Origin of the sequence: Sporosarcina sp. FSL K6-3457, assembly GCF_038007285.1 — a bacterium.
Lineage (GTDB): Bacteria > Bacillota > Bacilli > Bacillales_A > Planococcaceae > Sporosarcina.
On sequence record NZ_JBBOWX010000001.1, the window covers coordinates 2,887,722 to 2,911,255 of the forward strand.

Here is a 23,534-nt window from a genome sequence, read left to right on the forward strand (position 1 = left end):
TAAAATGAACCAGCTTTTGTTACTTTACGTCCCAGGAGGGATTCGAACCCCCGACCGACGGCTTAGCTTACCACTATGGCTTTCGCCACCAGTAATTACTGTTTGTAGTCTGGACTATAACTTCACCATTTCAGGTGCGACACGTTTAGTCTCTACGGAACCTCACGATAATCATAGGATTATGCGTTAGAATTTCTACCTCCGATACAATCGGACCTTCGAATTTCCTTGATCTTGATTATGTATAATAAAGATCGTAAGTTTCCTCGGTATTGCCATCAGCATGATCTGTTAAGGTTTCACCGATACGGTGTCGTCCACTTTACAAGTTCTGTTTCCCTGTAAAGGCTCCTATTGTTGAAGGCCGTTGCTCTATCCAGCTGAGCTACTGAGACATGCACTTAAGTAGATGTTCTATCCTTAAGGACAAGCTTTAGTATAGATTCTTTCACAACAAAAGTCAACGTTATTTTTAAATATTTTTTAATTCTTTTTCTTCAACCGTTTTATGCTGTAAATTCTTGAATGTTACACGCAGATTTTCATCCCATTCCACCACAGCATACGTCGCTTTTTTACCACCGCGTGGCTGAACGGTACTGCCCGGATTTAAAAATAAAATACCATCCTTCATCTCCGCCCCATACAAATGCGAATGGCCAAATAACACGATATTGGCACCAAGTTCTTTAGCGCTATAATACAGCCCCATCAAAGACATCCGCACATCATGCTCATGCCCGTGAACAGCTAAAACCTTTTTCCCTTGCACCTCAACTAATACAGACGATGGAAACCGTGCATCACAGTCACAATTACCACGTACTCTATGCATTGTATGCAACACCGGATCATCGAATGACAATTCACTATCTCCACAATGAAAAATGGCGTCCGCAGGTAATGCGGAAACGGCTTTCACCGTCTCCTTATCCCCGTGCGAATCACTCATGACAACTAGTTTCACTTGTGATCACCTACACTCTCCATAAATTGCGGTAGCTTCACTTTCAACTTTTCAAGCGCCGCCCCACGATGTGAAATCAAACTCTTCTCTTCTGGTGACAATTCAGCCATCATGCGCCCCTGCTGCGGCACATAAAAAATTGGATCATAGCCAAAGCCATTTTCCCCCTTGCGTTCCGTGTGAATCAAACCTTCACAGCTACCCGAAAATGTCTCTGTTTCAATGCCAGGACCCGCCACAGCGAGCACACAGCGAAAACGTGCTGTACGATCGTCCTTAGACACCGTTTCTAGCTCGTTTAGCACTTTATCGATATTATCTCCATCATTCTTCCCTGTACCCGCATAACGCGCAGAATAAACGCCAGGAGCGCCATCTAGCGCATCGATTTCAAGTCCACTATCATCCGCGATGACGACCTTGCCCAGCAAACGAGCAACAGTTTCCGCTTTCAAGATAGCATTTTCCTCAAACGTAACACCTGTCTCTTCAACATCAATGGCCTCGTCCAAATCATTCAATGTCAAAACGCGTACACCGAACGGCTTGAACAATGCCTCAAAATCTTTTGCTTTGCCAAGATTATTGGTTGCAATGAGTACTTCCTTCATCATTCAGTCACCTCTTTCGTACCAATTAGCTCAGCAACCGCACCTAGCGCTTCTGTTTGCACCTTAAATAGCTGATGAATACCTTGTTCAGCAAGTGTCACCAAGCCATTCATTTCTTCACGCGTGAAGGTCGATTCCTCACCTGTCCCTTGTAGCTCCACAAATGCACCCGCACCTGTCATCACAACGTTCATATCAACAGCTGCTGATGAATCCTCTACATAATCAAGATCCAGGATCAATTCACCTTCCGCCGTCTTTCCAACACTGATTGCTGCCAAAAAGTCAGCAATCGGGAAAGTCGCCAAGCCTTTAACAGCATGCAATTTGGCTACCGCCATCGTCATCGCCACAAATGCACCTGTAATCGACGCCGTACGCGTCCCGCCGTCTGCCTGAATGACATCACAGTCAATCCAGATTGTGCGCTCACCAAGTGCCTCCAAATTCGTCACAGCACGCAATGCTCGTCCAATCAATCGTTGAATTTCCATCGTGCGTCCGCCAACTTTACCTTTAGACGACTCACGTTGTGTTCGTTGTCCAGTCGCGCGTGGCAGCATAGAGTATTCAGCCGTCACCCATCCTTTGCCGCTGCCACGTAAAAAATGAGGAACCCGCTCTTCTATCGTAGCCGTACAAATTACTTTCGTATTTCCAACCGAAATCAACACAGATCCTTCGGGATGTATTAAATAATTTGTTTCAATTGTTACTGGCCTGTTCATATCAGCCACTCTTCCATCATGTCTCATAGTCGAAACCCTCCACCATTCAGTTTGCGCATTCATCTTATCATAACCTATTTCACATGCGCAAAAACCCGAAATATCCGATTACAGATATTCCGGGCTATTTTACAATACAATATGCCTAACATCTGGCTCGTCAATCGACAACCAATCCTCGACAATCGAATGAAATTGTTGAATTTCCCCTGTCGTATAAAAGATAGGTGCTACTTTGCTGCCTTCAACACGCATACTATTCGTTGATAGCAATATGCTTTCAACGTCGGATACGGTCTCCACTGCCGATGAAATGATATTTACATTCGCTGGCAAATGGGCTTGAATATGATGCTGCACAAGCGGATAATGCGTACAGCCCAAAATCGCAACATCAAAATCCTTACCAGTAAGGCCAACAAGCGATTTAGCGACAATATCTCCAGCACTTTTCGACTTATATAGCCCACTTTCGACAATCGGAACAAATTCAGGACACGCCAGAGGATGAACCGTTGCATCCGGTAACAATGCATGGATAGCATCGTCGTACGCACCACTATTAATTGTTCCGACTGTACCAAGTACTGCGATATTTCCTGTTCCCGATGCCTTTACCGCGCCACGTGCACCCGGGACAATGACGCCCACGACTGGAAATGAGAAGTGCTCGCGAACTTCATCAAGTGCAACAGCCGTTGCTGTATTGCATGCAATCACTAGCATTTTTATGCCCATTTTGGAAAGGGCTGATGCCATTTCCATTGTAAACTTACGCACTTCTTGCGTCGACCGCGGCCCATACGGACAACGCGCATCATCTCCTATGTAGACAATGGGCTCATTTGGTAGTCGATTCAGCATCTCTTTGACGACAGTTAAACCGCCGACCCCCGAATCAATTACGCCTATAGGTCCTTCCACTTGTATCCCTCAATCCTTTTTCATCTCTTGATGTAATTTGCTTAGTAAGTCAGAAAAATTCTTCACTTGTTGCTCGTCAAAATCTTGTAACACCATATCTAAGTAAACACGGCGCTTATCAATAACCTCCTCAATCACACGTTCCCCTTCACTTAATAAGTGAATCCGAACCACTCGGCGATCTTGTTCGTCACGAACCCGCTTGACAAGATTATTTTTTTCCATGCGATCGACTAAATCAGTCGTTGTACTGAATGCCAAAAACATTCTGTTCGACAAATCCCCAATCGTCATATCTCCATGCTCAAACAACCACTGCAAAGCAATGAACTGAGGCGGTGTAATCGTATAATTACTGAGAATCCGACGCCCCTCCTGCTTAATGATAGCTGCAATGTATCTTAAATCCTTCTCCATACTTGCAACTTCACTCGTATATTGTTCGTTCGGTGCGTTGTGTTCCGTCAAGTAAACCAGCTCCCTGAAAAAATTACTGTTTATCTATTGTCACCTTTTTTAGCGTGTAAGGCAATACCTTTTAAGCTGATCAGTAAAAATGACGCAAAAAAACAGCTGTGAAAAGCCTGCTACCTGCAGTTCACACAGCTGCTACTTGAGATTTGATTACAACTGTAACTCTCCTAGCCGCAATAATTCGACGATTGCTTGTGCCCTGCCGGAAACTCCTAGCTTTTGAATCGTGTTCGAAATATGGTTCCGAACAGTCTTTTCGCTGATTCCGAGCCGTCCCGCGATATCTTTTGTCGTATGATCGTCAACGAGCAGATGAAAGATTTCTCGTTCCCTTGCCGTTAGCAATGAACGGTTTTTTGATTCCTCTGTCAAGACGCGCCCCTCCTATCCACTTTCACTCTAAAATATGTGAAGACAGGGTAGGCTGTGCCGGCTACTTACTCATTTAGTTTACAAACAACAACTTCTCTTTGTCAGTCCAATGAACACCTTTCCCAGTTGCTCTACCAATCTGAACAATCGAACCACGACCCGTAATAACAATGTCGCCTTTAGCATTCTTCACCATGTAGTGAATATCCATCGAACTATTGCCTATTGCAGCTACTTTTACATGAACAGCTAGTGCTTCATCGAAAAAGACCTGTTTCAAATAATCACATTGTAAATCAGCCACAACCGGAATCGTACTGCCTTCAGGGTTCAACCAATCATTCATCAAACCTACATTTTTCAAAAACTCAATTCGTGCATACTCAAAATAAGTAAACGCCACTGTATTATTCAAATGTCCATACATATCTGTTTCTGAGAATCGCACGGATACCCGGACAGAAAATGTGAATGCCGATGCCCATGTAGATATATCCGTTATGTAAGTTGCTTTCATTAGTAAAACCCCTTCCCTCTAAAATGAATGAATGTTCATTCTTTTATTCTACCAAACTTCTATGCAGAAATAAAGGACCCCTTTTAAACACAAAAAACCCCCGCCAGACGTAATGCCAAAGCGGGGTTCGAGACTGAAATCAGTCTACCATATGATCGCTTCCGAAGAAGTTTTTGAACATTTGTACAGTTGTCGCACGGTTCATAGCAGCGATAGATGTAGTCAATGGAATGCCTTTTGGACAAGCGACTACACAGTTTTGTGAGTTACCACATTCACCGATACCACCGTCTGTCATCAATGCCGCTAGACGTTCGTCTTTGTTCATCGCACCTGTAGGATGCGTGTTGAACAAACGGACTTGTGACAGCAATGCAGGACCCATGAAATTCGTGTTGTCATTGACGTTCGGACACGCCTCTAGACAAACTCCACACGTCATACATTTCGAAAGTTCATATGCCCATTGGCGCTTACGTTCTGGCATACGTGGACCTTCTCCAAGATCATACGTCCCATCAATTGGAACCCACGCCTTGATTTTCTTCAAGGAATCAAACATGAACTCTCTGTCGACAATCAAGTCACGAACGACTGGGAATGTCTTCATCGGTTCAAGTGTAATTGGCTGAGTCAACTTGTCAACAAGTGCTGTACACGATTGACGTGGACGGCCATTAATAACCATTGAACAAGCCCCACAAACTTCTTCCAGACAGTTCATGTCCCAGTTAATCGGAGTCGTTGCCTTACCTTCCTTATTGACTGGGTTACGTCGTATTTCCATTAAAGCAGAAATAACGTTCATATTCGGTCTGTATTCTAATTCGAACTCTTCCCAATACCCATCAGATGTAGCTGTATCCTGACGACGAATTTTAAATACTACTGTTTTCGTCGCAGTTAGTTGCTCGCTCATTTACGTCATTCTCCTTTCGTCGCGGAGTAGTCGCGTTTACGTGGCGCTACTAGGGATACATCAATCTCTTCATAATGGAAGATTGGTGCAGATTTCCCGTCAAATTTCGCCATCGTTGTTTTCATGAATTTTTCGTCATCACGGTTCGGGAAATCTGGTTTGTAGTGAGCGCCACGGCTCTCATCACGGTTCAGTGCTCCAAGTGTGATAACACGTGCTAAGTACAACATATTTTTCAACTGACGCGTAAACGTTGCGCCTTGGTTAGACCATTGTTGTGTATCTGTCATGTTGATGTTTTCATAGCGTTCAAGAAGCTCTACGATTTTATCGTCCGTCTGTTGTAGTTTGTCGTTATAACGAACGACTGTTACGTTATCTGTCATCCATTCGCCAAGCTCCTTATGAAGGACATAAGCGTTTTCTGTACCATTCATTTTGAGCGTGTCATCCCACTTTTGTTGCTCTTCTGCAACTGCTGCATCGAAAATAGTCGATGGTAGTTCTTCAGCAGTACGCTTCAAGCCTTTCATGTAATGAACTGCGTTTGGTCCTGCAACCATTCCACCGTAAATTGCTGAAAGAAGCGAGTTCGCACCTAGACGGTTTGCACCGTGCTGTGAATAATCACATTCACCAGCTGCAAAAAGACCTGGAATATTTGTCATTTGATCATAGTCCACCCATAGTCCGCCCATTGAATAGTGGACAGCTGGGAAGATTTTCATCGGCAGTTTACGTGGGTCATCACCTGTGAATTTCTCATAGATTTCGATGATTCCACCAAGCTTGATATCAAGCTCTTTCGGATCCTTATGAGACAAGTCCAAGTAAACCATGTTTTCACCGTTAATACCTAGTTTTTGATTGACGCAGACGTCAAAAATTTCACGTGTCGCAACGTCACGTGGTACAAGGTTTCCGTAAGCTGGATATTTTTCCTCTAGGAAGTACCAAGGCTTACCGTCTTTATATGTCCAAACACGTCCACCTTCACCACGTGCAGATTCACTCATAAGACGAAGTTTGTCATCTCCTGGAATTGCTGTCGGGTGAATTTGGATGAACTCACCGTTCGAGTAGTAAGCTCCTTGTTGATAAACGATAGAAGCAGCGGAACCTGTGTTGATAACAGAGTTTGTCGTTTTACCGAAAATAATCCCAGGTCCACCTGTTGCCATAATAACCGCATCGCCTTTAAACGCTTTAATTTCCATCGTTTTAAGGTTTTGCGCTTTAATACCACGACAAACACCATCTTCGTCTAAAACAACACCAAGGAACTCCCAGTGTTCGTATTTCGTCACAAGTCCAGCTACTTCGTGACTACGCACTTGCTCGTCTAGTGCGTACAGAAGCTGTTGCCCTGTTGTTGCACCCGCGAATGCAGTGCGGTGATGAAGTGTACCCCCGAAACGTCTGAAGTCCAATAATCCTTCAGGTGTACGGTTGAACATAACGCCCATCCGGTCTAATAAGTGAATGATTCCTGGTGCCGCGTCCGTCATTGCTTTAACAGGTGGTTGGTTCGCAAGGAAGTCACCGCCATAGACAGTATCATCTAAGTGGATATCAGGCGAGTCGCCCTCCCCTTTTGTGTTTACCGCACCGTTAATGCCGCCTTGGGCACAGACAGAGTGGGAACGTTTAACCGGGACAAGTGAGAACAGGTCAACCGGTGTGCCTTCCTCCGCTGCTTTAATGACCGCCATCAGGCCTGCAAGACCGCCGCCTACGACAATCAATCTGCTTTTTGCCATTATTGTTTCACTCCTCAAATTATCAGTGATCTCACTTTCAAGTTAAATCAATTGTAAATCAAACGAATGCAAGTAGTGCTTGAACGCCAATTGTAGCTAATACTAGGAACACTACAATCGTAGCATACGTAACGATTGTTTGTGAGCGTGGTGATTGTGCCAATCCCCATGTCACTAGGAATGACCACAAGCCATTCGCCAAGTGGAATGTCGCTGCAAGTACACCAGCGATGTAGAATGCTAGCATGAATGGGTTCGCTAAGATGTCAGCCATCATATTAAAGTCTACTTCAGCACCCAATGCTTTTTGAATTCTTGTTTCATAGATATGCCATGCAATAAAGATCACAAGGAATACCCCTGTCATTCGTTGTAGCATGAACATCCAGTTACGGAAAGTCCCGAAGCGTTGTACGTTATTTTTTGCTGTGAAAGCTATGTACAGGCCATAAAACGCGTGGAACATAAGTGGGATGTAGATGATGAACCATTCTAAAAACAGAACGAATGGTAAGCTCCCCATAAAGTTAGATGCTGTGTTGAATGCCTCTTCGCCACGTGTTGCAAAATGGTTAATCACCAAGTGTTGTGCAACAAAAAGCCCAACCGGAATAATTCCGAGCAATGAATGAAGACGGCGCAAGTAAAAATCTGATTCTCTCGACAAGTCTTTTACCCTCCCTTATTACTGAGGTTGCCTATCAGGGTTGTCATCGTTTTGACACGAAGCAAACATTGACGGCTCCCCTCTTCGTGGTACACTATTAGAACATGTCCATTGTACTCCTCTGTTTTGAGGAGGTCAAGACGATGTGGTTTTTTTGTTGCGGACATATTCCTTCTATTAAAAAGCAAAAACTTATTTTCATCCGAAAGGATTGCATAATCGATTGGAAAACACTACATATCATTCGCCGACCCGTTTCGGCTACGAAATTTTACGCGACCATGTCTTACCCAGCATTTTAGGCGCTCATCAAGGGGATATCCTGTACTGGGCAGGAAAAGAGGTAGCCCGGAAATTCCCTGTTTTTAGCATCGAAGAGCTTCCCGTGTTCTTTCAAGAGGCCGGTTGGGGCATTCTTTCGCTTGAAAAAACAGCAAAAGAAGAATGTTTTTATACAATAGCCTACGAAGAAAGTTCGACTATTCAAAATAGATCTTTTCAGTTAGAAGCTGGATTCCTCGCAGAACAGTATCAGAAATTGAACGGATTTCTTACCGAGTGCTATGGGGAAGTCAATTTCAAAAATGGACACGTTACATTTCATGTAAAATGGGATTTAAAAACTAAAATTGATTCATAAAAAGAGATGCGGCCATGATGGCTACATCTCTTTTTTCTTCATTATTTTGCTCCAGTAACATCTAATCCAAATTGTTCATGGAGTGCCGTTACAGCTTTCTCCATTTCAGGCTCCGGAATCACAACGGATACCTTAATTTCCGATGTACTCACCATTTTCACAGGAATGACGGCTTGACGTAAAATATCAAACATATTAGCTGCGACACCTGGGTTAGATACCATTCCACTCCCAACAATCGAAACTTTCGCCAGCCCTACTTCAAAATCTGCACGACTATAACCTAGTTCTTCTTTATTGGATTCTAGCACATTAATTGCTTCGGCAAAATCCTCTTTCTTAATCGAAAATGACACAGACGGTTGCACATCTTCCCTAATGGTCTGGACGATGATATCGACGTTCACATGATGCTTTGCAAGTGCTGTAAATATATTCGCAAGCGAACCGTTATACGGAACGTCATACATGACTGTAATTCGAACAACGTCTCGCTCAAAAGCGATGCCCCGAACAACTAAATTGTTTTCCAAATCAATTTCCTCCTTGATGACGGTTCCTTGCCCATCCATATGCGCTGGTCTAACACGCAATGGCATCAGATGGTTCTTAGCAAATTCAACTGCTCTCGGATGAAGTACACCTGCACCTAAATTAGCAATTTCAAGCATCTCGTCATATGATATCTCTTCAAGTTTTCGGGCTTTTTCAATTAACCTCGGGTCCGTAGTAAATACCCCTTCAACATCCGTGTAAATATCGCAAACCGCAGCATCAAGTGCAATAGCAATGGCGACAGCACTCGTATCGGAACCTCCACGACCAAGCGTTGTCAACTCACCACTAGCATCAGCCCCTTGGAAGCCAGTAATAACTGTGACAGCACCGGTTTCAAGGGCAGACACGATTCTGTCAGCCTGTACTTGCTCAATACGCGCGTTACCATGAACAGACTCTGTCGTAACACCCGCTTGCCAACCTGTGTAAGAACGCGCCTCCACGCCCTTTGCGGTAATTGCCATCGCAAGTAGGGATGCCGTCACTTGCTCACCTGTTGCCAGCAACATATCCAACTCGCGTCTCCCAGCTGTTGGGTTTACTTCTTGAGCCAGTGACAGTAACTCATCTGTTGTCTTCCCCATCGCAGAGACAATAACAGCCACCTGCTTACCTCTATTGACTTCCTCAACTACAAGCTGTGCCGCGCGTGCGATTCTTTCTGGATTCGCGACTGAAGTCCCTCCGAATTTCATTACGATTCGTTCCATTATCCATTCCTCCGTCTTTCCCCTGTACGCAAAAACGACCCTCAAAAAAATTGAGAGCCGGGTCCGTTTGGAGACATCAATCAATTTCGCCCTGGCGTAATTGCGTCCGGATTTTTTCGAGCTTGAGGCCGACAGGATGTCGGTCATGCAAACGTTGCCGCACGATGCGGCGTACTTAGGTTGCCTTCCTAAGCTTCCCCCAAAAAATCCGTGACATCCGCCGGAGGCTTTATCTTCGTATAGCAGGAGTTTGAACGACCGCTATACGAAGATAAAAAGATGCTCCGAACGGATAGCTCTCCAGGCAGTTAATACCTGACAGACTCCCACCTCTTCAATGGAAATCCAGCACAACAATCGTGACAGCCGATTTGTCCGCTTCGGCGAATACCCCTTTCGATTCCCTTCACTAGGCTGCCGCCTTCCGGAAATGTACTAATAGTATCCGCGCCTCTATCCTCACTTCATATCCAATTGTAAGTGAAAAAATTCAGTGCATATACTCTATCATATTATTCTTTTTGCTGCAATGCGTCTTGACGAAAATAGGCCTCAACTGCCTCAGCAACCGCCCCAGGTAAACCAGCTTGCTGCAAAGCTTCTACAGAGGCTTCACGAATCTTTTTCACCGATTCAAAATGTTTCAACAACTGCTGCTTACGTTTCGGCCCTACACCTGGTAAGCCGTCTAGTGCAGATGTTAATGAATTCGTTTCACGCCGTTGTCTGTGGAATGTGATGGCAAAACGGTGCACTTCGTCTTGAATCCGTTGCAATAAATAAAAGGCTTCACTCGTTCGTTTTAACGGAATCATATCAATGGGATTTCCGTATAATAATTGCGCCGTCTGGTGTTTGTCGTCTTTCGCCAGCCCTGCAATTGGAATAGATAAGCCTAGCTCATCCTCAATAATCTCTCGAGCCGCCTCCATATGCCCTTTCCCGCCGTCAATGACGACTAGATCAGGTAGTGGCAAATCATCCGTTAACACGCGACTATAGCGCCTTCTAACAACCTCTCGCATCGCGCCGTAGTCATCATGTGCAGCCGCTGTTTTCGTCACATATTTTCGATAGTCCTTCCGATTCGGTTTGCCATCGACAAATGATACCATAGCTGAAACAGGATCAGCACCGTACGTATGGGAGTTATCAAAAGCTTCAATCCGGAGTGGTATAGTGATATTCATCGCCACACCAAGTTCTTCACACGCACCAATCGTACGTTGCTCCTGCCTTTCAATAAGCTGAAATTTATCGCCTAATGACATTTCTGAGTTTTTGATAGCAAGATCGACAAGTGATTTCTTTTTCCCACGCTGCGGAATAAACACCTGTACATTCAACAACTCGCGGACTAACTCACTATCAATACCTTGCGGCAGCAGGATTTCCTTCGGTAACAGATGCTCAGACTTACCATAAAACTGGCCAATAAATGTAAGTAATTCATCTTCCGGATCCTGATAAAGCGGAAACAACGATACATCCCGCTCAATCAATTTCCCTTGCCGCACAAAAAATACTTGAACGCACATCCAGCCTTTATCAACCGCGAACCCGAAAATATCACGATCCGTAAAATCATTCATCGTCATAGCCTGTTTTTCCATAACGGCTTCAATATTCGTAATTTGGTCTCGGTATTCTTTCGCGCGTTCAAACTCCAAATTTTCTGCTGCGGATGACATTTTCTCTATCAATTCCTTCTTAACACTTTTATAGCCACCATTGAGAAAGCGGCTAATGTCATCCACCATTTCCTTGTAAATTTCCTGATCCACCTCATTGATACACGGCGCCAGACACTGGCCAATATGATAGTACAAACACACACGATCCGGCATCGTCTGACATTTCCTATAGGGGTACAGTCGGTCCAACAACTTTTTCGTCTCCCCTGCTGCATAAGCATTCGGATACGGACCAAAATATTTCCCTTTGTCCTTTTTCACTTGCCGCGTAATGATCAGCTTCGGATGACGTTCAGCTGTAATTTTCAAATATGGATAGGTCTTATCATCTTTCAACATAATATTATATTTCGGATCGTACTGCTTGATAAGATTCAATTCAAGCACAAGTGCCTCGATGTTGGATGAGGTGACCATATACTCAAAATCTTCAATTTCACCAACAAGTCGCTGTGTTTTCCCATCATGACTGCCCGTGAAATAACTACGCACCCGATTTTTCAAAACTTTCGCTTTCCCAACATAAATAACAGTTCCTTGTCGATCCTTCATAAAATAACAGCCCGGCAACTCTGGTAAAATCGCCAATTTCTGTTCAATCAATTCATTCATATCCATCACCTACCTAAAAAAACCGGGCGCCAATGAAGGGACCCGGTTATTCTATTGAATTAAGTTGAATTCGATTACGCGTGTTTTTCGATTAATTCTGCAAGTGCTTCTTTCGGTTTGAAACCGACAACTTTATCAACGATTTCGCCATCTTTGAAAAGGATTAGCGTTGGAATAGACATAACACCGTAATTACTTGCCGTTCCTTGGTTATCGTCAACGTCTACTTTAACGATTTGCGCTTTACCTTCGAAGTCGCCATCTAGCTCTTCAAGAACTGGAGCGATCATTTTACATGGTCCACACCAAGGTGCCCAAAAGTCTACAAGGACAAGTCCTTCTTTAATATTCTCCGCAAAGCTCTGATCAGTTGCATTAATAATTGCCATGATGTAATTTCCTCCTTTAATAACTATGCTCGTAGTATATCATGCGATTATTGCGCGGGCTAAATATATGCTTTAGTACGTTTGATGATTAAACATTTACTTGGTTACATACTAGGGAGAAGTGCTTGGGATTCTTCATTTTTACTGGATTATTCCCGGTTCGCTTTCGGCAACTTATTCACTACATTATTATCGGAGGAGCAGGTTTGTCTAGAAATGACTTCGTCATTTCTAGACAAACCTTTTTCAATCATCCTGTTATGAATAGTTGCCCGTCACGTACCTGCAATTCTTAAGTGAAAGTGAAAAATACGGTTGCTTGGAAAGAAAAGAATTGATAACTTTCTATAAAATGTGTAAGTGCCCGAAGATGAAATTTCGGGCACTCTTGCACGTTGTACAAGGTATTCTCGCTTTACTTTTAGCAAGTTTTATTAGAAAGAAACACTACCTAAAATAACAATAGAAAAGACCATGGTAAAAGCTTCAGCCGCCAAAATTGTATCTTTGGCGGCCCTCTCCAGTTAAGAAGCCCTCTATTCTCTCGTCCTAAAAAGCATTAGTACTCCGTGTACAAGCTTTTTGGTGAGCGACGGATGAACGACCACCATACGATTACCGAAGAAATGTATAGGGATGCGACGTAGTTGCATCCCTATACATAAAACATATCGCGGCTATTGTAGAGAAGTCGTTCAATCCAGAGCGAGACAAAAAAAACTTTACACAAAGTACCTAGTGTTTGATTAAGTTGTTTTTTGGTTACTCAACAGGCGTGTGATTACCCCTATCTAAAAAATGACTTATCAAACTTCGATAAGCCATCTTTTAACGTTTGAATTATTTAGACAATGCAATTTTTATATGTGCTAAATGATGTTCTTCATGCCAGGATAACTTTGCCACTTTTGTTGCCACTGTAATTTCCCCGTTTTCTTGATGTGTAAAAAATCGGGCCAATTGCTCATCAGTTAAACTATTGCCTAAAGATACGATACGTTCATTTATGCCTTCTAACATTTTAATAGAACTTTCTATAGGAAGATTTGTATCAGGTTGAATAGCCCACTTTTCTTGGTCAAAAGCTGGTACAGTTGGATTGTCATCTGTTAAAGCAAGTTTCAAACGCTGATACATATTTAACTGAGAATCTGCAATATGATGAACAAGCTGACGAACTGTCCAGCTACCATCACGGTATGTTTTGTTTAATTGCTCGTCATCTAATGAACCAACTGTTTCCTGCAATCGAATGGTGTACGTTTCGATTTCGTTTAGCCATTCTTGAATATTTTCTACTGTTACTTTTTCAGGAACTTGTAGCCTTCCAATTGGAAATGTGACATCCATCTTCAATCCCCCTTTTCTTAATTTACTTTGATCATTACTCCCTAATTTCCTTTAAATCTTAACACAATTATCTTCAGTATTGTATGAAAAATCTAATATCAACTTTATTCTTTCCCTTTTCAAAATAATTACATCCCCTTTCTACAATCGAGAAAGTTATCTTATCACAATCAATCTCTGCTATAAAAAATTTAGAAAAATACAGAAGAAAGCACTTCCCCCATGAACATGAGTAAAGTGCTTTGTGATTTTTGTTATTCAATATGTTTCTTATTGATTCGTTTGAATGCCTCTTTATAGACTTCTTCATCCATCCGATTACCAATAGCAATAATTTCAGCTACTTCAACCTTATCGTTTAAAATTTTATAAACGATGCGAATACCTATTGCTCTTAATTTAACTTTTCGATATCCAGTTAAGTCGATATTTCTTTTTTTACTTAAAGCTTCACCAATGTCAGCACCGCTTTTTTCAATACGCTGTAATGCTCTAAAAACAAATTTCTTTTGGTGACCATCCAGTGCAGCCCAATCAGTTTTTGCATCTTCCCAAAAATCTAATTTTGGGAATAAATAGTTTTTCAATGACATATCCATCGAACCCCTTAGTCAAATAGTTCATCGTCCGATATGTCCCAATTAGTTACTGCTTTAGCGATTTCTTTATCTTCTTCAGTCGCGAAATCATCGAATTTTTGTTTTTTTATGCCATTAACTTTTGCATTTTCAATCCGTGCAATAGTTTTTAATTCGAGTATTTCATCTTGAAGAGTTGAGATTAATTCCTGCATGAATTGATAATCTACAATAGATAAAATCACTGAGTCAGGCTTATTGTTTTCCAATATTAAGCGAGGGGCTAACTTAGCACTTTTTCTTAATCCAGAAAAGTTTCGCGCGGCTTCAGAGGCAGCAACTAATTGTTCAATACCGAATTTCTGATTAAAAATTTGGTTTTCCATTATAATCTTCCTCCTGGTACCGTCCGCTGTTTTAGTTAGGTTTTTTTAGGTTTTTAGGTTTTTAGGTTTTTAGGTTTTTAGGTTTTTAGGTTTTTAGGTTTTTAGGTTTTTAGGTTTTAGACGCGAGACGGTATATATATTATATCACATTGTATGTTAAATAGTATGTAAAGTTTCACGTTGTTTAATACATACTTTTTCAGATTGACGGGGACAGGCTCCTTATCACGGTCATTTGGTAGACTATCCAAAGAAAATCCTAAAAGGGCTTCGGAATAATTTCATTCCGAAGCCCTTTTGTCGACAAGCTGCAAGCTTCCCTATGCGGAGGCTTTCACGTATCATTTAGTTTGATTTAATCTTCTTAATCTCTTCAATCATCAACGGAATAACATCGAACAAGTCGCCGACGATGCCGTAATCTGCAATTTTGAAAATATTTGCTTCTGGATCTTTGTTGATTGCTACGATTACTTTCGCATTCGACATCCCTGCAACGTGCTGAATCGCACCTGAAATACCTGCAGCGATGTACAAGTCTGGCGTCACGACTTTACCCGTCTGTCCGATTTGTAGAGAGTAGTCACAGTAGTCCGCATCACAAGCACCACGAGATGCCCCGATTGCTCCACCTAGTAGCGTTGCAAGTTCTTGTAACGGCTCGAATCCTTCTGCGCTCTTCACTCCTCGACCACCTGCAACAACTACTTTTGCTTCAGAAAGGTCAACACCTTCAGTTGATTTACGGACAACTTCAGCAATGACTGAACGAAGGCTCGTAATTTCTGCTGTAACAGCCGACACGTCACCCGTACGGCTCGCATCTTGCTCTAATGGTGCAATATTGTTTGGACGCACTGTGATGAACAGCAGCCCTTCTTTGTTTTTCACTTTTTCAAATGCTTTTCCAGAGTAGATCGGGCGAATGAATACAGCAGCATCGCCTTCACCTTCGATAGCTGTCACATCTGAAATCAAGCCAGACGCCAACTTACTCGCAATTTTCGGTGATAAATCTTTACCAAGTGCTGTATGACCAAATACAACAGCATCCGGCTTCTCTTGCTCATAAACAGCCATAAACGCTTGGCCGAAAGCGTCAGATGTATATTGTTTCAAATGCGGATGCTCCACGGTAACGACACGATCAGCGCCGTAATGAATCATTTCTTCCGCAAGCGTCTGGACAGCGTCGCCGAGCAATACGCCAACAACTTCCCCGCCACCAGAAATCTTTTTCGCAGCTGCGATTACTTCGAACGAAACATTACGCAATGTCCCTTCTCGTGCTTCCCCAAGAACTAGTACTTTGTTAGACATCTATAGTCCCTCCTATGACAATTCTAAGTTATGTTAAATTCGGTTGATTAATTCTATCGAAGCAAGTTAAATTACTTTCGCTTCAGAATGAAGTAGCGTTACAAGCTCTTTCACTTGATCGGCTATGTCGCCTTCAAGAACCCGTCCAGCCGCTTTTTGTGGTGGCAGGTATACTTCGATTGTTTCTGTTTTCGCTGCTACATCATCCTCATCCAGATCCAAATCATCCAATTCAAGCTCTTCAAGCGGCTTTTTCTTCGCTTTCATGATCCCTGGAAGTGACGGGTATCGCGGTTCGTTCAAACCTTGCTGTGCCGTTACGAGTAATGGCAGTGTTGTTTCAATTGTTTCAGAATCCCCTTCAACGTCACGAACAATCTTCACAGATGTACCGTCGATTTCAAGATTCGTAATCGTTGTTACATAGTTAATGCCAAGAAGTTCAGCTACACGTGGTCCAATTTGTCCTGAACCGCCATCAATTGCTACGTTACCAGCAAGGATTAGATCCGCATCTTTATCCTTCAAATATTCAGCGATAATTTTTGCAGCTGTAAACTCATCCATCTCATCGAGATCATCCTCAGTATTAATAAGGACCGCCTTATCTGCACCCATTGCCAATGCCGTACGTAATTGCTTCTCCGCATCCTCGTCACCAATTGTAATAACTGTTACTTCGCCTTCATTAGCATCACGTACTTGAATTGCTTCTTCAATTGCATATTCATCGTACGGGTTAATGATAAACTCCGCACCATCATCAGCAATTTTCCCATTGGCAACCGTAATTTTTTCCTCTGTATCAAATGTCCGTTTTACTAATACATAAATATTCATCTTACAGACCTCCTCAACTTTTTGATTATTTTCCTGTAAATACAGGTTGACGTTTTTCAAGAAATGCTTGGATTCCTTCTTTTGCATCTTCAGAGATGAAAACTTCACCGAACGAATCGGATTCTGCTTTGACACCTTCATAATAAGATGCTGGTTTTGCGTATTGCAGCATAGCCAGTGCAGCTTTCACTGCGACAGGGCTTTTCTTAGCAATTTTCTTGGCAAGTTCCATTGTTTTAGGTAGCAACTCTTCATCTGAATAAGCTTGGTTAGCGAGCCCTAGACGAACAGCTTCTGTACCACTGATTGGCTCGCTTGTCAGCAACATCTCTGCTGCTTTTGGCATTCCAACATAGCGTGGCAGACGTTGTGTCCCAGCGAATCCAGGGATTAGACCCAATTGCAATTCTGGCAAGCCTAGTTTCGTCGTGTCAGTAACGATACGCATATGACAACCCATCGCTAGCTCAAGTCCACCACCGAGTGCCGCGCCATGAATAGCCGCAATAACAGGTTTATGAAAACACTCTAAACGCTCAAACACCTCTTGCCCACTCGCAGCTAACTTTGAAAACTCTTCTCCCGATGTAACGGATGTAAATTCCTTAATATCCGCACCAGCCGAGAAAAACTTTCCTTCCCCATGTAATACGATGACACGTACCGATTCATCGATTTCCATCTGGTCAAGGAGTTCATCGACCTCTAGTATGAGTGCGCGTGAAAGCGCATTCGCAGGCGGCCTGTTAATAGTCGCAACAGCGACACCGTCTTCAATTGCTACTGTTAGAAACTTCATCCTATCCCCACTTTCTACCCATTACATACTAGGTTAAGCTTTCAATGCATTCATGATGAGTCTATGTACTTCGGGTGTCAATTTCATTAATTCGTATTTCTGATCATTCATCACCCATGAAGTGATTGTTTCATCAATTGTCCCAAATACCATTTGCCTTGCAAGTCGGATATCAAGCTCGGCATTGAGCCTCCCGTTATCTATTCCTTCTTTCAAGATAGCATCCAGCAGCATTAAATATTCCTTCAGTACTTCGTTAATACGGAAGCGCAACTCTTTATTCGATTGTCGAAGTTCCAACTGAGTGACGATTGCAAGTTGACGGTCTTCATGAAGTACACGGAAATGATTATCGATCATCCTCAATAATTTTTCAGAAGTGTCGATGTCTTTTTTCATGATAACCTCAACATTATTGACGAATATAGCCATCTTTTCCCTAAATACAGATATAAGAATATCCTCTTTATTTTTAAAGTAAAGATAAATCGTCCCGTCTGCAACACCAGCTTCCTTCGCAATCTTTGAGACTTGTGCTTGATGAAATCCATTTTCAGCGATGACAACAACTGCCGCATCTACGATTTGTTTATATTTCGGCCTATCTCGTTTCACTACTATCACCACCAAATACGAAAATATGAATGATGATTCATTCATATTTTCATATTAGTATTTAATTGGCGGTGTGTCAAGCATTATCATATCACGAAGTCAATCGTTCCTGTTCAGCCTTCTTCTTCTCTTCATCCACAAGTGTCCGGCGTAAGATTTTTCCAACTGCTGTTTTTGGTAATTCACTACGGAATTCATACTTGCGTGGTACTTTAAATGATGCTAAATGTTCACGACAATACTTATCTAACTGCTCTTCTGTTACTGAAGCGCCCTCTTTCAAGACGATATAGGCTTTGACGGTTTCCCCTCTGTACGGATCTGGGATACCCGCAACGACACATTCTTGAATCGCTTCGTGTTCATACAATATTTCTTCAATTTCACGTGGATAAATATTAAAACCACTCGCAATAATCATATCTTTTTTACGATCCACAACGTAAAAATAACCTTTTTCGTCCATATAGCCAAGATCACCTGTCAAGAACCAGCCATCACGGAACGTTTGCTTCGTATCCTCTGGTCGATTCCAGTAGCCTTTCATCACTTGTGGACCTCTCACTGCAATTTCACCAACTTCACCAAATGCAAGTGGTTCTGATGAGTCAGGACCCAATATGCAGGAGTCTGTATCTGGCCACGGTACACCGACAGAGGCCTTTATACGCTCTGTTGCCCAAACAAAGTTCGCATGTGTAACAGGCGATGTTTCCGTCAAACCATAGCCTTCAACTAATTTTCCGCCGGTAACCTTTTCAAATTTCTCCTGTATTTCAACCGGTAACGCTGCTGAACCACTAATACATGCTTTTATAGAGGATAAATCATATTTTGCAACGTCTGGATGATTCAATAAGCCAATGTAAATAGTAGGTGCACCTGGAAATAGTGTCGGCTTCTGTTTGTCGATTGTTTTTAAAGCTGTTTCAAAATCGAATTTCGGTATGAGTACCATTTTGTTACCTAACATAACTGACAGGACTAATACTGTCGTCATGCCATAAACGTGGAAAAATGGCAGAATGCCCATCACTGTTTCTTTACCTTCCTCACACTTATATAGCCATTCACTACACATCTTGACATTCGAATTAAGGTTAGCATGCGTTAGCATAACTCCTTTTGGTGGTCCTGTTGTTCCACCAGTGTATTGCAATAAGGCAATATCTTCATCGTAATTAAAATCATAACTAACTGGGTTTGAATTGGCGACTTTCATTATTTCAGTAAAGAGATGATTCATCCCTCGATGTTCAACTTTTACCGTCATGCCATATTCTTTTTTCTGGATAAATGGATAAATAAGATTTTTAGGGAATGGCAAGTAATCTTTAATGCCTGTAATGATAACATGCTCGAGCTCTGTATCTTTGACAACTTTTGAAATTCGCGGAAATAAAATATCAAGTGAAATAATTGCCTTTGCACCAGAATCCACCATTTGGTAGGCTAGCTCACGTTCCGTATAAAGTGGATTGGTCTGTACAACGATAGCCCCTATATAGAGGATGCCATAATAGGCGATGGCACTTTGTGGACAGTTCGGCAACATAATCGCCACCCGATCCCCTTTTTCAATCCCAATCGATTTCAGATAGTTTGCGAACTTCAAAGCAGATTCGTGGAATTCCTTATAGGTAATATCTTTCCCCATAAAATGTATCGCAGTTTTTTCAGGATACTTTTTGCTGGACCTCGTTAGAAATTCCTGAATTGGAACCCGTTCATAATCCAGCGTCTTTGCGATTTCAGCAGGATACAAATCCAACCAAGGTTTTGCCGTCATGTGAAACTCCCCTCTCCTCTTTCTATTCAATAACAATCAAACGCGCCTCAGCGTCATTGCGTCCAGATTTTGAATTGAGATTGCCTTCTTTCACTCCCTTTAAAATCTGTGACATCCGCCGGAGGTTCAACTTAATTTAGTCGAGGTTTGAACCCCATTGAATTAAGTTGAATATTCCTATAGTTAATTATAGAGCTAATTGAATCCGCTTACAATGAGAATTTTTATTAATTTGAAATAATAGGGAAGGGGAATATCCCCATTATTTCAAATTAAGCCCCCTGCGGATGAATAAAAAATGCCTTGACCGGCATATTTCGGTCAAGGCATTTTAAAGAATAACCAGCTAGGGGTTCCAAAATTCAGCCAGTAAATACCGACTGCGATAAAAATAACACAAATAGCTATTAATACTTTTGCTAACTTTTCCACATATAACGACTCCTATGAAATACTTGCCCCAATAACGAATGACAGACCGACTGATATGATTAAAGAAATGAAACCTACAGAACGATTATCAGCTTCAATTTCCTTATCGATATTGAATTTCGGTGTTAGGAATTCAAACAGAATATAAGCAAAGACGAGCAGGATAAATCCAAATAATCCCCATCCAATCATTTCAGGCAATGAGTTATGCCGTTCGATTGAGTAGCGAAAGATGTTACATACACCAAATATTTTCCCACCTGTTGCAAACGCAACGGATAAATTACCTTTTCGAATTTCTTCCCAGTTCTTATATTTCGTCACGAGCTCAAAAAGCACCATTGAGACAATAAGACAAAGGATAACAACACTGAAATAGCCCGCAGTTTCTACAAGTGGATGACTCCAAAATCCCGTGTTCGTCATAATTTTAAGCTCCTTTTACATTCGGTCATTCCTACCTATACGGACAAAGGCGGAAAAGGTTTCAAAAAGGAGCATATTTTATTACAATCATTTCAATTCCACTACAGTCACACCGTGTCCGCCTTCGCCAGCTTCCCCAAAACGATAGCTTTTGACACGGGAATGATTTTTCAAGAATTGTTGGATGCCTTGTCTTAATGCACCTGTGCCTTTACCGTGGATAATGGATACTTGGTGATAATTTGATAATAATGCGTCATCCAAATATTTCTCTGTGCGGAAGATGGCATCTTCATAGCGCTCTCCACGTAGGTCGAGTTCTAGTTTGATATGCGAATCTCTTCCCCTTACAGAAGTCGTCACAACAGTTGGTTTCTCTTTTTCTGGTTTGACGTATTCTAAGCCTGACTGGTCCAGCTTCATCTTCAAAATACCGATTTGGACAACCCATTCCGTACTCGATACTTTTTCGACGAGTGTGCCTTTTTGACCATAGCTAAGCACTTTCACTTCATCACCAGCTTGCAGAGGTCTTGGTGCTGCTTTTGCTTTGATCACTTTTTTCACTTCAAGTGGCGCGGCACCTTCTAAACGTTTACGTGCTTCAATCAATTCATGCTCTTTGATGTTTGCTCCAACATTTAAGCGCATGGCGCGTAAATCTGAAATAACTGCTTCCGACTCACGTTTTGCCTCTTCAACGATTTTCTTCGCTTTTTCTTTCGCTTTCGCTTCCAATCGTTCTTTCATGCTGTCGAATTCAGCTAAACGTTCTTCCAACTCGCGCTTCAACTGTTCCGTTTCCAGCAATACTTCATGCGTTTGTTCCGCATCTTTTTCCGATTGAACACGACTTGTTTCCAGAGACACAATCATCGAATCGACTTCCCCGCGGTCTGTCCCCGTGAAAGTTTTTGCACGCTCGATGATGCGCTCTTGCAAACCAAGCCGCTTCGAAATTTCAAACGCATTACTGCGACCTGGCACGCCAATTAATAAACGATACGTCGGACTCAATGTTTCTATATCGAACTCGACACTCGCATTGGCAACGCCTGGACGGTTATAGCCATACGCTTTTAATTCTGGATAATGAGTCGTTGCCATTACGCGCGCACCATGCCCATGTACTTCATCCAAAATCGAGATGGCCAGTGCCGCCCCTTCCTGTGGATCCGTACCTGAACCGAGCTCGTCGAAAATAATTAATGAACGATCATCGTATTTTTGAATAATATCAACAATATTAACCATATGTGAAGAGAACGTACTCAAACTTTGCTCAATCGATTGTTCATCCCCAATGTCAGCATAGACCGAATCGAAGACAGCAATTTCCGAACCATCGAGTGCAGGAATTGGCAACCCAGCTTGTGCCATTAATGTGCACAAGCCGACCGTTTTCAATGTCACGGTTTTCCCACCTGTATTAGGTCCGGTAATAACGATTGTTGTAATATCTTTACCAAATTCAATTGTATTCGCAACGGCCGTTTCAATCGGCAACAATGGATGACGCGCTTTCGCCAAGCGAATATAGCCTTCGTTGTTCACTTCTGGTTTCGTACACTTATGCGCCATACCAAATTTCGCTTTCGCAAGGATAATATCAATTTCGGCCAAGACAGCGACTAAAGTAAATAGTTCATGGGCAATTTCCTGCACTTTGGCAGATAGTTCGAGGAGAATTTTCTCGATTTCTTCTTGCTCCTGCATTTTCAAGCGTCTAATTTCATTATTCGCCTGAACGACTGCATCCGGTTCGATGAACAACGTCTGCCCAGATGACGACATATCATGAATAACACCGCCATAATGGGAACGGTACTCCGCCTTGACAGGTATAACAAAACGGTCATTACGAATCGTCACAATCGAATCGGACAGCATCTTCGCTGCATTGCGCCCACGTGTGTAGCTTTCTAGCTTTTCACGAACTCGCCCTTCTTGCATTCGCAATCCCTGTCGAATAGAACGCAGCGAACCCGACGCACTATCGACAACATGTCCATTATCGTCAATGCACGCATTGATTTCATGCTCCAAGCCCGTCAAAATGGGAATCAACTCTTTTTTAGCTACGAAATGTGGAATGTCAATATCTTCGTCGGCTACAATGGCTTCGATGAATTGACGTAAAATTCGGCTCGCGCGGATGGTATTGGCAACCTCCATTAATTCATAGGCGCTTAACATACCGCCTTGCTGCGCACGTTTTGCGTGGGGTCTAATATCACTAATGCCCCCCATTGGCACATTGCCACGGACGCGTAAAATGGATAGCCCTTCATCCATTTCTTCTAGTAATCGAACAACCTCGTCAAACTCACTAACAGGAACTAATTTTTCTATATAAGAACGACCGGCAAATGATGTGCAATGTGTAGCCACAATATCCCGGATTTTATCGAACTCAAGTGTTTTTAAGACACGATTTTCCAATGTCTTACACTTCCT

The 23,534-nt window shown here is 42.4% G+C and carries 24 protein-coding genes and 1 riboswitch; of the genes, 1 reads left to right on the top strand and 23 read right to left on the bottom strand.

Annotated elements, in window-relative coordinates:
- Window positions 1–472 precede the first annotated feature (472 nt).
- From N1I80_RS14270 to N1I80_RS14315, 10 genes are all read right to left on the bottom strand, one after another.
- Window positions 473–967, bottom strand: coding sequence for a metallophosphoesterase (locus N1I80_RS14270; protein ID WP_340738529.1), 495 nt, complete (start codon window positions 965–967; stop codon window positions 473–475).
- Window positions 964–1,578, bottom strand: coding sequence for an XTP/dITP diphosphatase (locus tag N1I80_RS14275; protein ID WP_340740049.1), 615 nt, complete (start codon window positions 1,576–1,578; stop codon window positions 964–966). The genes N1I80_RS14270 and N1I80_RS14275 overlap by 4 nt, the downstream gene beginning before the upstream one ends.
- On the bottom strand, window positions 1,578–2,333 hold the full coding sequence (rph, locus tag N1I80_RS14280; RefSeq protein WP_340738530.1) for a ribonuclease PH: 756 nt from the start codon (window positions 2,331–2,333) through the stop codon (window positions 1,578–1,580). Before rph ends, N1I80_RS14275 begins: the two co-directional genes overlap by 1 nt.
- Window positions 2,334–2,435: 102 nt before the next feature.
- Entirely contained in the window at window positions 2,436–3,230 is a 795-nt protein-coding gene (racE, locus tag N1I80_RS14285; RefSeq protein ID WP_340738531.1) for a glutamate racemase, read from the bottom strand.
- 9 nt (window positions 3,231–3,239) lie between these two features.
- A complete protein-coding gene (locus tag N1I80_RS14290; protein ID WP_340740050.1) occupies window positions 3,240–3,647 on the bottom strand; it encodes a MarR family winged helix-turn-helix transcriptional regulator in 408 nt (135 codons plus the stop codon).
- Window positions 3,648–3,854: 207 nt separating this feature from the next.
- Window positions 3,855–4,076, bottom strand: coding sequence for a helix-turn-helix domain-containing protein (locus tag N1I80_RS14295; RefSeq protein WP_203246748.1), 222 nt, complete (start codon window positions 4,074–4,076; stop codon window positions 3,855–3,857).
- 73 nt (window positions 4,077–4,149) lie between these two features.
- Window positions 4,150–4,593, bottom strand: coding sequence for an acyl-CoA thioesterase (locus tag N1I80_RS14300; RefSeq protein WP_340738532.1), 444 nt, complete (start codon window positions 4,591–4,593; stop codon window positions 4,150–4,152).
- 139 nt (window positions 4,594–4,732) lie between these two features.
- Window positions 4,733–5,512, bottom strand: a complete 780-nt coding sequence (sdhB, locus tag N1I80_RS14305) for a succinate dehydrogenase iron-sulfur subunit (protein ID WP_340738533.1) — start codon at window positions 5,510–5,512, stop codon at window positions 4,733–4,735.
- A 5-nt stretch (window positions 5,513–5,517) separates the two neighbouring features.
- A complete protein-coding gene (sdhA, locus tag N1I80_RS14310; RefSeq protein ID WP_340738534.1) occupies window positions 5,518–7,272 on the bottom strand; it encodes a succinate dehydrogenase flavoprotein subunit in 1,755 nt (584 codons plus the stop codon).
- A 58-nt stretch (window positions 7,273–7,330) separates the two neighbouring features.
- Window positions 7,331–7,939 (bottom strand): succinate dehydrogenase cytochrome b558 subunit, encoded by a 609-nt coding sequence (locus N1I80_RS14315; protein WP_340738535.1) that lies wholly within the window; start codon window positions 7,937–7,939, stop codon window positions 7,331–7,333.
- Window positions 7,940–8,162: 223 nt separating this feature from the next.
- Here N1I80_RS14315 and N1I80_RS14320 point away from each other — a divergent pair, with 223 nt between their 5' ends.
- Window positions 8,163–8,579 carry a YslB family protein gene (locus N1I80_RS14320; protein WP_340738536.1) on the top strand — a complete coding sequence of 139 codons (417 nt, stop codon included), beginning with the start codon at window positions 8,163–8,165 and terminating at the stop codon, window positions 8,577–8,579.
- Window positions 8,580–8,620: 41 nt separating this feature from the next.
- Here the strand turns inward: N1I80_RS14320 and N1I80_RS14325 are convergent, their stop codons facing one another.
- The 13 genes from N1I80_RS14325 to N1I80_RS14385 form a co-directional block, all read right to left on the bottom strand.
- On the bottom strand, window positions 8,621–9,847 hold the full coding sequence (locus tag N1I80_RS14325; RefSeq protein WP_340738537.1) for an aspartate kinase: 1,227 nt from the start codon (window positions 9,845–9,847) through the stop codon (window positions 8,621–8,623).
- Window positions 9,848–10,132: 285 nt separating this feature from the next.
- A riboswitch (Lysine riboswitch) is annotated at window positions 10,133–10,311 on the bottom strand.
- Between the two features lie 48 nt (window positions 10,312–10,359).
- Window positions 10,360–12,153 carry an excinuclease ABC subunit UvrC gene (gene uvrC / locus N1I80_RS14330; protein ID WP_340738538.1) on the bottom strand — a complete coding sequence of 598 codons (1,794 nt, stop codon included), beginning with the start codon at window positions 12,151–12,153 and terminating at the stop codon, window positions 10,360–10,362.
- Between the two features lie 74 nt (window positions 12,154–12,227).
- The gene (gene trxA / locus N1I80_RS14335) at window positions 12,228–12,542 is read right to left on the bottom strand and encodes a thioredoxin (protein ID WP_340738539.1); all 315 of its coding nucleotides are present in this window, start codon (window positions 12,540–12,542) and stop codon (window positions 12,228–12,230) included.
- 840 nt (window positions 12,543–13,382) lie between these two features.
- Window positions 13,383–13,892 (bottom strand): YfiT family bacillithiol transferase, encoded by a 510-nt coding sequence (locus tag N1I80_RS14340; protein WP_340738540.1) that lies wholly within the window; start codon window positions 13,890–13,892, stop codon window positions 13,383–13,385.
- 254 nt (window positions 13,893–14,146) lie between these two features.
- A complete protein-coding gene (locus tag N1I80_RS14345; RefSeq protein WP_340738541.1) occupies window positions 14,147–14,485 on the bottom strand; it encodes a type II toxin-antitoxin system RelE family toxin in 339 nt (112 codons plus the stop codon).
- Between the two features lie 14 nt (window positions 14,486–14,499).
- The gene (locus N1I80_RS14350) at window positions 14,500–14,856 is read right to left on the bottom strand and encodes a hypothetical protein (protein ID WP_340738542.1); all 357 of its coding nucleotides are present in this window, start codon (window positions 14,854–14,856) and stop codon (window positions 14,500–14,502) included.
- Between the two features lie 345 nt (window positions 14,857–15,201).
- Window positions 15,202–16,176, bottom strand: coding sequence for an electron transfer flavoprotein subunit alpha/FixB family protein (locus N1I80_RS14355; protein WP_340738543.1), 975 nt, complete (start codon window positions 16,174–16,176; stop codon window positions 15,202–15,204).
- Between the two features lie 66 nt (window positions 16,177–16,242).
- Entirely contained in the window at window positions 16,243–17,016 is a 774-nt protein-coding gene (locus tag N1I80_RS14360) for an electron transfer flavoprotein subunit beta/FixA family protein (protein ID WP_340738544.1), read from the bottom strand.
- 25 nt (window positions 17,017–17,041) lie between these two features.
- Complete coding sequence (locus tag N1I80_RS14365) at window positions 17,042–17,815, bottom strand: enoyl-CoA hydratase (protein ID WP_340738545.1); 774 nt, start codon at window positions 17,813–17,815, stop codon at window positions 17,042–17,044.
- Between the two features lie 33 nt (window positions 17,816–17,848).
- Window positions 17,849–18,430 carry a TetR/AcrR family transcriptional regulator gene (locus N1I80_RS14370; protein ID WP_340738546.1) on the bottom strand — a complete coding sequence of 194 codons (582 nt, stop codon included), beginning with the start codon at window positions 18,428–18,430 and terminating at the stop codon, window positions 17,849–17,851.
- 91 nt (window positions 18,431–18,521) lie between these two features.
- On the bottom strand, window positions 18,522–20,219 hold the full coding sequence (locus tag N1I80_RS14375; RefSeq protein WP_340738547.1) for a long-chain-fatty-acid--CoA ligase: 1,698 nt from the start codon (window positions 20,217–20,219) through the stop codon (window positions 18,522–18,524).
- A 444-nt stretch (window positions 20,220–20,663) separates the two neighbouring features.
- Entirely contained in the window at window positions 20,664–21,077 is a 414-nt protein-coding gene (locus N1I80_RS14380) for a DUF350 domain-containing protein (RefSeq protein WP_340738548.1), read from the bottom strand.
- Between the two features lie 87 nt (window positions 21,078–21,164).
- Complete coding sequence (locus tag N1I80_RS14385) at window positions 21,165–23,519, bottom strand: endonuclease MutS2 (RefSeq protein WP_340738549.1); 2,355 nt, start codon at window positions 23,517–23,519, stop codon at window positions 21,165–21,167.
- Between the last annotated feature and the right edge of the window lie 15 nt (window positions 23,520–23,534).